The 13,376-nt window shown below is 70.6% G+C and carries 8 protein-coding genes and 3 tRNA genes; 7 read left to right on the top strand and 4 right to left on the bottom strand.

Going from position 1 to position 13,376, the window contains the following annotated elements; genetic code table 11:
• Positions 1-46 precede the first annotated feature (46 nt).
• The 3 genes from J3P38_RS09345 to J3P38_RS09355 all read left to right on the top strand — a co-directional run bounded on the left by J3P38_RS09345 (position 47) and on the right by J3P38_RS09355 (position 5,172).
• The gene (locus J3P38_RS09345; RefSeq protein ID WP_210503385.1) at positions 47-2,776 is read left to right on the top strand and encodes an alpha-L-rhamnosidase C-terminal domain-containing protein; all 2,730 of its coding nucleotides are present in this window, start codon (positions 47-49) and stop codon (positions 2,774-2,776) included.
• Between the two features lie 111 nt (positions 2,777-2,887).
• A complete protein-coding gene (locus J3P38_RS09350) occupies positions 2,888-3,925 on the top strand; it encodes a LacI family DNA-binding transcriptional regulator (protein ID WP_210503386.1) in 1,038 nt (345 codons plus the stop codon).
• An 83-nt stretch (positions 3,926-4,008) separates the two neighbouring features.
• Entirely contained in the window at positions 4,009-5,172 is a 1,164-nt protein-coding gene (locus J3P38_RS09355) for an MFS transporter (RefSeq protein WP_210503387.1), read from the top strand.
• 167 nt (positions 5,173-5,339) lie between these two features.
• Here the strand turns inward: J3P38_RS09355 and J3P38_RS09360 are convergent, their stop codons facing one another.
• Positions 5,340-6,410 carry an NADH:flavin oxidoreductase/NADH oxidase gene (locus J3P38_RS09360; RefSeq protein WP_210503388.1) on the bottom strand — a complete coding sequence of 357 codons (1,071 nt, stop codon included), beginning with the start codon at positions 6,408-6,410 and terminating at the stop codon, positions 5,340-5,342.
• 149 nt (positions 6,411-6,559) lie between these two features.
• Positions 6,560-6,632 (bottom strand) — tRNA-Arg (locus J3P38_RS09365).
• 174 nt (positions 6,633-6,806) lie between these two features.
• On the opposite strand from J3P38_RS09365, the gene J3P38_RS09370 reads away from it, so the two are divergent.
• The 3 genes from J3P38_RS09370 (at position 6,807) to J3P38_RS09380 (ending at position 11,826) form a co-directional block, all read left to right on the top strand.
• Positions 6,807-8,645: a phosphoenolpyruvate carboxykinase (GTP) gene (locus tag J3P38_RS09370; RefSeq protein ID WP_210503389.1), complete on the top strand. Its 1,839-nt coding sequence runs from the start codon at positions 6,807-6,809 to the stop codon at positions 8,643-8,645.
• Positions 8,646-8,887: 242 nt separating this feature from the next.
• Positions 8,888-10,741 (top strand): phosphoenolpyruvate carboxykinase (GTP), encoded by a 1,854-nt coding sequence (locus J3P38_RS09375; RefSeq protein ID WP_210503390.1) that lies wholly within the window; start codon positions 8,888-8,890, stop codon positions 10,739-10,741.
• Positions 10,742-10,827: 86 nt separating this feature from the next.
• Positions 10,828-11,826, top strand: a complete 999-nt coding sequence (locus tag J3P38_RS09380) for a phospholipase D-like domain-containing protein (protein ID WP_210503391.1) — start codon at positions 10,828-10,830, stop codon at positions 11,824-11,826.
• 534 nt (positions 11,827-12,360) lie between these two features.
• Here the strand turns inward: J3P38_RS09380 and J3P38_RS09385 are convergent.
• Positions 12,361-12,451, bottom strand: a tRNA-Ser gene (locus J3P38_RS09385).
• A gap of 63 nt (positions 12,452-12,514) precedes the next feature.
• The gene (locus J3P38_RS09390; protein WP_210503392.1) at positions 12,515-12,976 is read right to left on the bottom strand and encodes a hypothetical protein; all 462 of its coding nucleotides are present in this window, start codon (positions 12,974-12,976) and stop codon (positions 12,515-12,517) included.
• A 115-nt stretch (positions 12,977-13,091) separates the two neighbouring features.
• Between J3P38_RS09390 and J3P38_RS09395 the strand changes: the two genes are divergently transcribed.
• Positions 13,092-13,176, top strand: a tRNA-Ser gene (locus J3P38_RS09395).
• The last annotated feature ends 200 nt before the right edge of the window (positions 13,177-13,376 follow it).

A 13,376-nucleotide genomic window follows, 5' to 3' on the forward strand; every position in this document is an offset into this window, starting at 1 on the left:
CCCGTCCCGGCGACCACAGGTGTATCGATAAAGCACTGGAGAACGAATGTCGAAGCACACGATGCCGGGACGCGCCGTCCGCGCCGCCTCCCTGGCCACGTCAGCACTGCTCGTCGCAGGCGGCCTGTCGCTCGCCGTGACGGGTTCCGGCAGCGCCGCGCCGTCCACCCCGCCTGCGGGTGAGGCGAGCTGGCACAAGTACGTCCTCGGCCCGGACTCGCCCCAGGTGTACCCGACCGCGGTCACGGAGACCCGTGGCGACGTCAACCGGGCAGCGGCGCTCGTCGAGCGCAACGGCGGCGTCACGCTCACCACCCACCAGGGACAGACCCCCGCCTCGGTCCTCGTGGACTTCGGCAAGGAGATGAGCGGGCCGCTCTTCTTCGACGTCGTCCGCACCGCCGCAGCGTCCTCGGGCGGAAGTCTCCCGACGATCCAGGTGGCGACCGGCGAGGCCCGTTCCTTCATCCGCCGCCCGCTCGCCACGACCATCACGGCGGACACGCCTGCGGGCTCGACGGTCATCCCTGTCGCGTCGACCAACAACATCGAGGTGAACAGCGATGTCGTCATCGGGTCCGGTGAGGGCGCCCAGCGCCGCACCGTGGTCGCCTTCGCGCCCAACGCGGGCACCGGAAACGGAGCCGGCACCATCACCCTCAGCTCCCCGCTGACGGCTCCGGTGTTCCGGTCCGCCCCCGCCCAGCCCGGACCCCCGCCCGTCCCGGCGGTTCCCGCAACCCCCGTGACCAGCGCTGCCGAGGGACCCTCGTCGGACGAGAACCCCGGTCAGTCACTGGTCGGCGGGAACGACCTGCTGACCCCGACCGGCCCCGGTCGCGTCGACACCGGCGTCCACCCCGGCTTCCGCTTCGCGCTCCTCACCCTCACCACGCCGGGGACGATGACGATCCGCGACCTCGGCGTCGACTTCCAGGCCTACCGGGCGACCCCGAAGGACTACAAGGGCTGGTTCGAGTCGAGCGACGACGAGCTCAACCGCCTCTGGTACGCCGGCGCGTACACGCTCCAGACCAACCTCAAGCTCCCCGGGCTGCGCGGTTTGCCCGACGGCCGGATCTACGACGGCGCCAAGCGCGACGGCAGCATCTGGACCGGCGACCTGATCATCCAGGGCCCGACCGCCATCAGCACGCTGGGCGACGTGGGGGAGCAGTACGTCAAGTGGTCGCTCGAGGAGCTGATCCGCGAGCAGCGCGCCGACGGCCACCTGCCGGGGTCGCCCGACTTCAACAAGGGACGGCTCAACACCAACCCGGCCAGCGGCCCCAACGCCCCGTACGAGGTCGGGCAGGGCGCACCGATCTACTACTCGGTGAACTACTCCGGCTACGGCGCCCGCTCGATCATCGACTACTACCGCTACTCCGGTGACGAGGCGTACGCGCGGCAGACCCTGGGCGACGTGCGGGAGGCGGTGGCCTACAACCACCGGTTCCTCGACACCGAGAAGAACCTGATCGCGCCCCGCAACCCGGCGAACCCGGACGACCCGACCTACACCCGCGGCGACCGGGACTACTTCCAGTCCTACATGCCCGGCTACGTCACCAAGTTCAGCATCGACTACTACATCCTGCTGCGCGAGATGGCGTGGTACGAGCGCGAGATCGGGTCCGCTGCCAAGGCGGCGGAGTACGACGCGACCGCCGACAAGATCAAGCAGGCCGTCACCAGCACCCTGTGGAACCAGCGCCTCGGCGTGTTCGGCCAGAGCGACCTCAAGCCCGACCTGATCGCCGGTGACGTCAACGGCCTCGCGTTGCAGTACGGCTTCGTGCCCAAGGGCCAGGAGCAGCGGGTGCTCGAGGCGCTGAAGGTCAACTGGAACCCCCACGGCGCCATCATGGGTGAGGGGCTCGTCGACCCGACCGGGCACACCATCGAGCCCTTCGGCATCGGCATGGAGACCGGCGGCCGGCTGGCCGTCAACGACACCGCCGGAGCCTTCGACCTCATGCGCCGCACCTGGGGCACCATGATCGACCCGGCCAACCCGCTCTACACCGGAGCGTTCTGGGAGTTCAAGAACACCAACGGCGGCGTCAACCGCACCACCGCCAGCCTCGCGCACGGCTGGGCGGCGTCGCCCACCGTGCAGCTGACCGAGTCCGTCCTCGGTGTCAGGCCGGTCGGCGCCGGCTACTCCACGTGGGCCATCAAGCCGCACCCCGGCAACCTGGCCTACAGCAAGGGCGTCGTTCCCACCGAGACCGGCGCGATCGACGCCTCGTGGACCTCCGACAAGAAGGCCGGGACGTTCGACATGGACGTCACCACACCTGCCGGGACCTCCGGCACCGTCGCGGTCCCCGCCGACGCAAGCTCGGTGGTGCGCGTGAACGGCCAGCGCGTGTGGCTGGCCGGGAAGTCCCGGGCACGTGACGCGAAGTTCGCCGACGGGTACGTGACGTTCGAGGCCGCCGGCGGCGCGCTGGACATCTCCGTGGCCCCGCTCGCGAAGAAGGCGGCGACCACGGTCAAGGTCAAGGTCAAGCCCGGCAAGCTCGCGCCCACCGAGCGCGCGACCGTGAAGGTCAAGGTCCGCTCCACCGGTTCCCCGAGCGGCAAGGTCAAGGTCCGCGTCGACGGTCGACTCGTCAAGCGCGTCAAGCTGAACAGCTCGGCGAAGGCGACCACCCGGCTGCCGCGCCTGAAGGCCGGCAAGCACAAGGTCGTCGTCATCTACCCAGGCGACAAGGCGACCAGGGCCAGCCGCGGCAAGGCGACGGTCAAGGTCGTCCGCCGGAGCTAGTACCGGCAACCGAACGGACGGTGGCGGGGGTCCGCGAGCCCCCGCCGCCGTCCATCGGTGCGTGACGTGAAAGGCAACGCCGCGAGCGGCTGACCGTACGATGTGCTGGCCATGTCCGAGGTCCGCCATCCCGCCACGATCCGTGACGTAGCTGCCCTGGCGGGCGTCTCGGCGACGACGGTGTCGAACTTTTTCAACAAGCCCGAGCGCATGTCCGCGGCCACGCGGGAGCGGGTGCGGTCGGCGGTCGACACCTTGAGCTTCGCCCCCAACGACGCCGCGCGCAACCTGCGACGGAGGACAAGCACCGTCGTCGGCTACATCTCCTACGAGCTCGCGAGCGCGCGGACCCCGGCCATCACCAACGCGATGAGCGCGAGGCTCGCGGAGGCCGGCATGCATCTGCTCTCGGCCGTCGACGGAGGCGATCCGGAGCGCGAGCGCGCCTTCATCGACCTGTTCGAGCGGCAGCGAGTCGCGGGTCTGGTCATCACCCCGGTCACCGACCTGGAGCCCGACCTGGCCCGCCTCCGGCGAGCCGGTATGCCCAGCGTGCTCAGCGCCCAGCGTGCCACCCGTCCCGATCAGCCGTCGGTGTCGGTCGACCATCGCCAAGGAGGGCGACTGGCCGCGGAACACCTCATCTCGACCGGCCGTCGTCGGCTGGCGTTCGTGACCGACACCCTCGACCTCCACCAGATCTCGGAGCGCTTCCGAGGAGCGATGGAGGTGGTCGCCGAGCACCCCGATGCCACTCTCGAGGTCGTCTCCTGCGCTGAGCGTTCGGTCGCCGGTGGGGAGTCGGCAGCCGCCCAGTTGCTGCGACGCCCCGCGGGCGGGTTGCCGCAGGGGGTCTTCTGCGTCAACGACCTGGTGGCCCTCGGGCTGTCCCAGACCCTGCGGTCCTCGGTCTCCGTCCCAGAGGACGTTGCCGTCGTCGGCTACGACGACATCGAGTTCGCTCGACTCGGTGCCGTGCCACTGACCACCATCAGCACCCCTCAGGAGGGCATGGGCGTGGCCGTGGCCGAGCTGCTCCTCGCCCAGATGGAGCCACCAGCCCCCGGCTCCGAGCCAGTCGGGCCGCTGCAGGTCGAGCTGGAGCCGCGGCTGGTCGTCCGCGCGTCGACAGGTGGCGCCCCGTCGTGACAGCGTCCTCCGGTACGCCGAGCGAAGGCTCTCCGGAGGTTGAGGCGGCCGCTTCCCACCAGCGAGGAGCCACGCTGCGGCTCGTGCTCGTGGCAGGGTCCGCGTCGTTGCTGGACAGCTCGGCGATCATCTCGGTGGGCTCCGCGTTGCCGCTGTGGCGGGTCGACCTGGCTCTGAGCAACGCCGAGGTGGGGGCGGTGAGCGCCACGATGACACTGGCGATCGCTGCCGGCGCCCTCATCGGCGGACCGCTGGCCGATCTGATCGGTCGAGGTCGTGTGTTCGCCGCCATGGTCGGCTTGTACGTCGTGGGCGCGGGTCTGGTGGCAGGCGCGTCCTCGTGGCCGGTGCTGGTCGCCGCGGTGGGGATCCTCGGGTTCGCGTCCGGGGCCGACCTGCCCGCGTCCATCGCGCTCGTGGCCGATCGGGTCCCACGACGGCTGCGAGGACGCATGGTGGCGGCCACCCACGTGATGTGGACGGTCGGCATCGTCGTGTCCAGCGCAGCGGCGTTCGCGGTCGCGTCCCGCGGACTGGCAGGCATGCGGGGGGTGTTCGCTGGTCTGGCGGTCGTGGCGATGGTGACGTGGGCTGCCCGCCGTCATGCACTCGCAAGGCTCCCACCCGCCGCAGATCCCGGCACGACCGCACCCGACGCGACGCAGCACCATCAGCCCGCGGAGACGGCGCGTGGCCTGGCGCGGATAGCCGTCTTCTACGTGCTCTACACCCTCGTGGCCAACACCTTCGGCAGCTTCCGCCCCTACCTGCTCGTCACGGTCGGCGGCGCCAGTCAATCAGCTGCCACCGGCTTCGCCTTCGCAACGACCCTGGTCGGCCTAATCGGCACGCTGGTCTTCAGCTTCGTGGCGGACTCACCGTGGCGCCGCGCGGTCTACCCCTGGGCCGCAGCACTGCTGGTCGTCTCCCAGGGCATGCTGGCCATGACGGTCGATCGTTCCCTCACCACGATCGTGGCGGCCCTGGTGCTCTACGCGCTGGCCTACCCCTACGTGGGAGAGGCGCTGTACAAGGTGTGGGCACAAGAGGTCGTCGCGCCGCGGCACCGCGCGGCCTTCCAAGGTGTCACGATCGCCGCCGCGAGGGCCGTGGCGGCGCTGTTCGCGCTGGTCACACCGTCGCTGCTGGCCCGGTCGCCGTCGGGCATGTTCTGGCTGCTGACCGTCGTTGCCTCAGCGGCGGTGGCCACCGGGTGGCGCTCGCGTTCGTCGCAGGCTCGAGAGTGAGCTTCGCCTGCCCTCGGCGAGGCCGCGCGACCGGGTGACCCGGCGCGGCCTGGCCTGCAGCGGTGCACGGCCGGGACCGGGACGAGAGGGGTCGTGCTCGACGTCGACACCGAGCTGTCGGGCCGCACCGGGAGCGACCGGCCTCACGGGGGTGGTGCCGGCCGGCCCTACCGAGCCGCGCGCAGGTACTGCACCGGCCACAGGTCGTGGTCGGTCTCGCCCAGCTCGTGGGCGGCCCGGAGCGGCCAGTGCGGGTCGCGGAGCAGCTCCCGACCCAGCAGGACGACGTCGGCCGAGCCCTCGGCCAGGATCTCCTCGGCGTGCTTGGGCTCGACGATCAGGCCCACGGCGCCGGTGGGGACGTCGGCCTCGGTGCGGATCCGACGGGCGAACGGCACCTGGTAGCCCGGCTCCACCGGGATGTCGGCGGCGACGTTGCCGCCGGTCGAGGTGTCGACGAGGTCGACGCCCTCCGCGCGCAGCATTGCCGCCAGGCGCACCGTCTCGTCCGCGGTCCAGCCGCCCTCGATCCAGTCCGTGGCGGAGACCCGGACGAGGAGCGGCACGCCGGCGCCCACGCGGTCGCGTACCGCCCGGGTCACCTCGAGCACGAGCCGGACGCGGTTCTCGAAGCTCCCGCCGTACTCGTCGTCGCGGAGGTTCGACACGGGCGACAGGAACTCGTGCAGCAGGTAGCCGTGTGCGGCGTGCACCTCCACCACGTCGAAGCCCGCGGCCACGGCGCGGCCGGCGGCGTCCGCGAAGGCCTCGACCACGCTGCGGATGCCGGCACGGTCGAGCGGCTCGGGGTCGTCGCGGAGGCCGGGGTAGGGGGCGGCCGACGGGCCGACGGGACGCCAGCCGCCGTCGGAGTCAGGCACGCCGCCCCTCCTGCCGTCGAACCCGGAGTACGTCGACGCCTTGCGACCCGCGTGGGCGAGCTGGACGCCGGCGGTCGCGCCCTGGGTGTGCAGGAAGTCGACGATCCGCGACCATGCCGCCTGCTGCTCGTCGTTCCACAGGCCGGTGTCGTCGGGGGTGATGCGTCCCTCCGGGACGACCGCCGTCGCCTCGGCGAGCACCAGGCCCGCCCCGCCACGGGCGAACGAGCCGAGGTGGACGAGGTGCCAGTCACCGGGGACGCCGTCGACGGCCGAGTACTGGCACATGGGCGCCACCCACGCCCGGTTGCGGATCGTGACTTCACGGAGGGTGATGGGGGAGAACAGCAGGCTCATGCCATCGTCAAGGTGCTCGACCCGTCATCGATTCCGCGCAGTGGGCGAGATCACGAGCGCTGCCGGCGGCCGGTCGACGACGCGCGGCGTGCAGTCAGGAGATGGACGAAGCCGCAGGCAGCTTCGCTGACCTGCGGCTCCGTGTGCTGCGCGCCTGTAGGGATTCGAACCCCAAACCTTCTGATCCGTAGTCAGATGCTCTATCCGTTGAGCTACAGGCGCCCGTCTGCGCGAACCGTGCGGCCCGCGAGGACTGGTCGAGGATAGCCGACGTACTCCGGACGAGCGAAATCAGCACGTCCGAAGGACCGGTCCCGACCCCGTGGCGGTGCCCTATGGTGCCTAGCACCCGCACACGCGGCGGTCCGCACCCGCCGCAGACTGAGAGGCAGCGCGATGGCAGATCTCGAGGCAGTCATGGACGAGGCCGGGCTCACGAACCCCCGGGTCCGCGAGTTCGTCAAGGAGTACGCCGAGCTCACCGGGGCGGCGCGGATCGAGGTGGTCAACGCCTCGGACGACGCCCGACTGCTCGAGGAGGCCGTCGAGGCCGGCGAGCTCCAGCGCGCGGGCGAGGGCCGCTACTACTCGCGCAGCTACCACAAGGACACCGCGCGCTCGGAGGAGCGCACGGTCGTCGCGACCAGCGACGAGAAGGACCGCGGCGTCTACAACAACTGGCGTCCGGCCTCGGAGATGAAGCCGCTGCTGCACGACCGGATGCGCGGCGCCTCCGAGGGCAAGACGATGTACGTCATCCCCTACCTCATGGCTCCGGCCGGCAACGTCCTGGAGCCGTGGGCCGCCGGCGTCGAGCTCACCGACACCCGCACCGTGGTCCTGCACATGATCCGCATGTCCCGCGTCGGCGTGCAGTTCGTCAACGACCTCGACGACCCGGACTCGTTCGTGCGCGCCGTGCACGTCACCGGCGACCTCGAGCACCTCGGCCAGGGCACGGCCGACGACCAGCGGTGGTTCGTCACCGTCGCCGACGAGCGCACGATCCTCCACTACGGCTCGTCCTACGGCGGCAACGCGCTGCTCGGCAAGATCGCCCACGGCCTGCGGCAGGGGGCGTACGACGGCTGGGCGAGCAGGAAGTTCCTCGCCGAGCAGTACATGCTCATAGGCATCCACGACAAGCAGACCGGCAACATCTGGCACGTCTGCGGCGGCTTCCCGAGCGCGTCGGGCAAGACGAACCTCGCGATGATGGCGGCTCCGGACGCCCTCGGCGACCGCTACCACGTGTCCTTCTACGGCGACGACATCGCCTGGCTGTGGGTCGACGAGGAGTCCGGCCGGCTCATGGGGATGAACCCGGAGTACGGCGTGTTCGGCGTCGCCAAGGACACCAACGAGGTGACCAACCCCAACGCCCTGCAGTCCATCGGCGAGGGCTCGCAGGCGATCTTCACCAACGTCGCCTACAACCCCACGACCGGTGAGGTGTGGTGGGAGGGCAAGACGCCGCGGCCGCCGGCCGACGTGCGGGGCTGGCTCGACTGGACCGGATCCCCGCTGGCGGACCGCAAGGACGACGACACCGCCGCCTGGGCGCACCCCAACAGCCGCTTCACCACCACCCTGGCCAACGTCCCCAACATCGCGCCCGACTACGACGAGCCGGCGGGCGTGCCGATCGACGCGATCATCTTCGGCGGACGCACCCGCGACCGCGAACCGCTGATCCGCGCGATCACCGACCTCGCCGAGGGCGTCTACGACGGTCTCACGCTCGGCGCCGAGGCCACGTTCGCCGCCGAGGGCGTCGACGGACAGCTGCGCTACGACCCGATGTCCAACCGCCCCTTCATGGCCTACGGCGAGGGCGACTACGCGCGTCACTACCTCGACGTCGTGGGCGCGGCCGCCGAGCAGCCGATCTTCGCCCACGTCAACTGGTTCCAGCGCGACCCCGAGGACGGCCACTTCCTGTGGCCGGGCTACCGCGAGAACCTGCGGCCGCTGCTGTGGCTGCTGCAGCTCAAGGCCGGCGAGGTCCAGGGGCGGCGGACCGCCGTCGGCATCCTGCCGACCGAGGAGGAGCTCGACCTCCGCGGCGTGGACGTGCCCGCGGAGGACCTCGAGCGGATCCTCAGCATCGACAAGGCTCGCTGGCAGCAGGAGATGGGCTTCCGGGAGGAGCACCTGTCGCAGTTCGAGCGGATGCCGGAGGAGATCTGGGAGGCGCACCGACGTGTCGCCGCCGACCTCGAGCAGGAGGACTGAGCCCCGCCGGGGCCGCGAGGCACATCCCGGCACCGTCGCGAAACCCCCGCCGGGACGGGGGTTTCGTGCGTCCGGGAGGCCCCACGCGTGCTGAAACGACTCAACGGATGAGCGGCGAGACGCAGGTCACAACCCTGTGATCGATCCAATATGTGGACATGGGGCAGAGGGCTAGTTTCCCCGCAAGTCGCCGACAACGAGGCCGCGCGAACCAGACGCTCCGCACGCTGAAGGAAACGGTCATGACAGCAACGATCGACCCGCAGACGCCCACGATGAATGACGCCGAGCCGCCGACCACCCACCAGGGCATCCTGGCCTGGGTCAGCGAGGTCGCCGAGCTCACCCAGCCCGACGCCATCCACTGGTGCACCGGCTCGGACGAGGAGTGGGAGCGGCTCACCGCGGCCCTGGAGGCGACCGGCACGTTCACCCGGCTGAACCCCGAGGTGATGCCCAACTCGTTCCACGCCGCCTCCGACCCGACCGACGTGGCACGCGTCGAGGACCGCACCTACATCTGCTCGGTCGACGAGCGCGACGCCGGTCCCACGAACAACTGGATGGACCCGGCGAAGATGAAGGACCTCATGCGCGGGCTGTACGCCGGCTGCATGCGGGGTCGCACGATGTACGTCATCCCGTTCGTGATGGGTCACCTCGAGGCCGAGCAGCCGATGTTCGGCGTCGAGGTCACCGACTCGGCGTACGTCACCGTCTCGATGCGCGTCATGGCCCGCATGGGCACCGACGTGCTGCGTCGCATCGAGGAGCTCGAGGCCCGGGGCGAGGACCCGAGGTGGGTGCCTGCGCTGCACTCCGTCGGGATGCCCCTCGAGCCCGGCCAGGACGACGTCGCGTGGCCGTGCAACGACACCAAGTACATCGTGCAGTTCCCCGAGGAGCGGATGATCTGGAGCTTCGGCTCCGGCTACGGCGGCAACGCGCTCCTGGGCAAGAAGTGCTACGCCCTGCGGATCGCGTCGGTCATGGCGCGCGACGAGGGCTGGCTGGCCGAGCACATGCTCATCCTCAAGCTCACCTCGCCGCAGGGCGTGACCAAGTACGTCGCCGCGGCGTTCCCGAGCGCGTGCGGCAAGACCAACCTCGCGATGCTCAAGCCGACGATCCCCGGCTGGACGGTCGAGGCCATCGGTGACGACATCGCCTGGATGCGCATCGGCGAGGACGGGCGGCTGTGGGCGGTCAACCCGGAGTTCGGCTTCTTCGGCGTCGCGCCGGGCACCAACGAGCACACCAACCCGCACGCGATGGAGACCATCCGCAAGGGCAACTCGGTGTTCACCAACGTCGCGCTGACGCCCGACGGCAACGTGTGGTGGGAGGGCCTGGAGAACACCCCCGCCGAGGCGACCAGTTGGAAGGGCGAGCCGTGGACGCCCGAGTCGGGCGAGCTCTCCAGCCACCCCAACAGCCGCTACTGCACCCCGATCAAGCAGTGCTCGATCCTCGCCGACGAGTACGACGACCCGCGTGGCGTGCCGATCGACGCGATCCTCTTCGGCGGTCGCCGCAAGACCACGATCCCGCTGGTCACCGAGGCCCGCGACTGGAACCACGGCACCTTCATGGGTGCCACCCTGTCCTCGGAGACCACCGCTGCGGCCGTCGGCGCGGTGGGCGTGGTGCGCCGCGACCCCATGGCGATGCTGCCGTTCATCGGCTACAACGCCGGTGACTACTTCGGGCACTGGATCGGCATGGGCAAGGACCACGACGCCGCGAAGCTGCCGAAGATCTTCTACGTCAACTGGTTCCGCCGCGGCGAGGACGGCGACTTCCTGTGGCCCGGCTTCGGCGAGAACAGCCGCGTGCTGAAGTGGGTCATCGAGCGCATCGACGGGCAGGCGGCGGCGGTCGAGACGCCCATCGGCCACGTGCCGGCGCCGGGCTCCCTCGACATCGACGGCCTCGACGTCACCGAGGAGCAGCTCGCGCAGGCCCTCGCGGTGGACCCCGAGGAGTGGAGGGCCGAGATCCCGCAGATCGAGGAGTGGTTCGCCAGGTTCGGCGACGACCTGCCGGCCGTGCTCTGGAGCGAGCTCGACACCCTGAGGGCACGCCTGGACGCCTGACGGCTCGGTCCGTCGTCCGCCCAGCCACGTGGGGAGGGGTGTGGCACCATTCCTCCCCACGGGACGAGGTCTAGTGGAGGTGGGCCATGCCCTTAGGGCCGCAGGAGCGCATCCTCTTCGAGGAGCAGTCGTCGCCCCTCTACGAGGAGATCGTGAGCTCCGGAGGCATCAGCCGCACCGACGAGCGCATCCTCGAGGGCGGTGAGCTGCACCGCGCGTTCGAGCTCCTCGTCGACGTCGGGCTGGTGGCCGAGGACGACGACCAGTGGCGCGCCGTGGACCCGGCCGCCGTCCAGGCGCAGGTGGTCGCGCCGCTGGGCCAGCAGGGCGCCGAGCTGATCGCCGAGTCGGCCCACTGGGCACAGGCCTTCAGCACCCTGACCCACGCCTGGCGCCGCTCGCCCCACGCGGTGGGCGGTCCCTTCGCGGAGATCCGGGGCCTCGCCACGATCGGCAACTTCCTCGCCTCGCTGGTGAGCGACGCCGAGGTGGAGCTGCTCACCGCCCAGCCCCAGGACCGTCGCGGGGTCAAGCAGCTCGGGGCGGCGGGCGCGCGTGAGATCGCCGCCCTCAAGCGCGGGGTCAAGATGCGCACGCTCTACCAGCACGCCGCCCGACGCGGAGCGGACACCCGCAAGTACGTCGCCGCCGTGACGGCGGCCGGCGCCGAGGTGCGCACCCTCGACGAGTTCTTCAACCGCTTGATCGTGGTCGACCGGCGGATCGCCCTGATCCCCAGCCACGAGGGGCTGACCACGGCGATGGTCATCAACGAGCCGTCGATGGTCGGCTACCTGGTCGACATGTTCGAGCGGCACTGGGAGCGCGCGCGGCCCTTCACCAACAGCGAGAGCTCCCTCATGCGCGACATCGCCGCCGAGCAGCGCGCGATGACGATCCGGATGCTGCTCGAGGGTCGCGCGGATCCCGCCGGCGCCAAGCGCCTGGGCGTCAGCCCCCGCACGTACGCCGCCTACGTGGCCGACCTCAAGAACGAGTTCGAGGTCGAGACGCGCTTCCAGCTCGGCTACGAGATGGGCAAGCGCGGCATCTCGGGGCGCGAGGACGACGAGCCGGCTCGCTGAACCGAGCGCGCCCGTGCGTGCCGGAGCAGGTCCCTCGAGCCGGGACAGAGACGAGGGCAGCACCTCGGTGAAGTGCTGCCCTCGGTGCCGGGACGGGCCTGTGGGGGAGGCCGTCGGACCAGAACTCGTGGGGGGTTGAGGGGTCCGTGTCCCAGCTCTCTTGCTACGTGCCCATCATGGCACGGCTCGTGTCAGCGGGGGGCCTTGATCTTTCCCCCCCAGGTGGTGTCGATGCTCGTGGGGGCCTTGGCTTTTCCGCCCCACGTGGTGTCTGCGTTGGCAGGGCCGGCCCCGATGCCGACGACTCCGAAACCGAGGACTGCCACGATGGCAGCGGCGGCGATGCGGCGTACTGGGGTCATTGCTCTTCACCTCGAATATCACGTGTCACAGGGGGATGACCGGACCATTCTCTCCCACCGTCCGCGAGGACGTCCCCTCGCGGCGGTTGCAGGTCTGTGCATTGCAGGATCCTGCAAGAAGGTAACGGACGGCGCACGCGAACGGCCCCCTCTGAAAGAGGGGGCCGATCGGCGGAGGCGGAGGGATTTGAACCCTCGATGGGGTTTTAGCCCCAAACCCGCTTAGCAGGCGGGCGCCATAGACCGGACTAGGCGACGCCTCCATGCCCGACCGGGGCCGGGCGCACAGAAGGTTACAAGGATCGACGCTCCCGCGCCGAATCAGGTCACCACTTGCGGAGGCCGTGCCCGCGCTGGAGGTGGTCCTGGACGTCTCGGACGAAGGCCTCGCGGTCGATGGCGAGCACCTCGACCGGGATGGTGGTCGTCCGGCCGTCGCGCAGGCGCAGCACGACCACGGGCGAGCCGGCGACGGTGGTGGTGACCGCGTCCTCGACGTCGCGCCAGCGGGCCGAGGCGACACCCACGCCGCGGACCCACTGCACGCGGTAGCCCTCCTCGGTCAGCCGGACGACCCAGCCCTTCTGCCGCCAGGTCCACCATGCAGCGAGCAGGAGCAGAAAGGTCAGCACGACCGGCACGAGCAGGAAGACGGTGTGCAGGTCGGCGACGGCGATCACCACGGTGCTGACGAGGATCAGCACGGCCACCGCGCACAGCACGACGCCCAGCAGGCGCGCCGCGACGGCGGGGGCGAGGCGGTGGACGGTGGCAGTGTCGGTCGGCACGCTCGAATTCCACCACGGGAGCGACGTACGCCCCGCGCTCGGGTCGGCCGGCCGGCTCCCCCGCCGGACCGGTTGGGTAGAGTCCGGCGGTGTGCGGCGCCGCGGCGTGGCACGAGGAGGGGTGCCGGAGCGGCCGATCGGAACCGCCTTGAAAGCGGTCGTAGGGAGACCTACCGCGGGTTCGAATCCCGCCCCCTCTGCGGATGCGAGCGGAGCGAAGCCTCCGCTGAGGCCCCGTGCGTCATACGAAGCGGGACGTATAGGTGCCGGTCGGTATGGCGCAGGGCGGCCCAACCGGCGGTGGCGCCTTCTGCGTCATACGGAACGGGACGTATGGGTGCGGCTCGGTATGACACAGCGCGGCCCGAGCGTCGGCCCGAGCTCCGTACGTCATACGGAG

Source organism: Nocardioides xinjiangensis (assembly GCF_017916455.1).
GTDB classification, from domain to species: Bacteria; Actinomycetota; Actinomycetes; order Propionibacteriales; family Nocardioidaceae; genus Nocardioides; species Nocardioides xinjiangensis.

Bases quoted from the DNA above. Each gene is read 5' to 3' on its own strand.
- J3P38_RS09360 (WP_210503388.1), bottom strand. From the start codon at position 6,410: ATGAGCCTGCTGTTCTCCCCCATCACCCTCCGTGAAGTCACGATCCGC.
- J3P38_RS09345 (WP_210503385.1), top strand. From the start codon at position 47: ATGTCGAAGCACACGATGCCGGGACGCGCCGTCCGCGCCGCCTCCCTG.
- J3P38_RS09375 (WP_210503390.1), top strand. From the start codon at position 8,888: ATGACAGCAACGATCGACCCGCAGACGCCCACGATGAATGACGCCGAG.
- J3P38_RS09380 (WP_210503391.1), top strand. From the start codon at position 10,828: ATGCCCTTAGGGCCGCAGGAGCGCATCCTCTTCGAGGAGCAGTCGTCG.
- J3P38_RS09350 (WP_210503386.1), top strand. From the start codon at position 2,888: ATGTCCGAGGTCCGCCATCCCGCCACGATCCGTGACGTAGCTGCCCTG.
- J3P38_RS09370 (WP_210503389.1), top strand. From the start codon at position 6,807: ATGGCAGATCTCGAGGCAGTCATGGACGAGGCCGGGCTCACGAACCCC.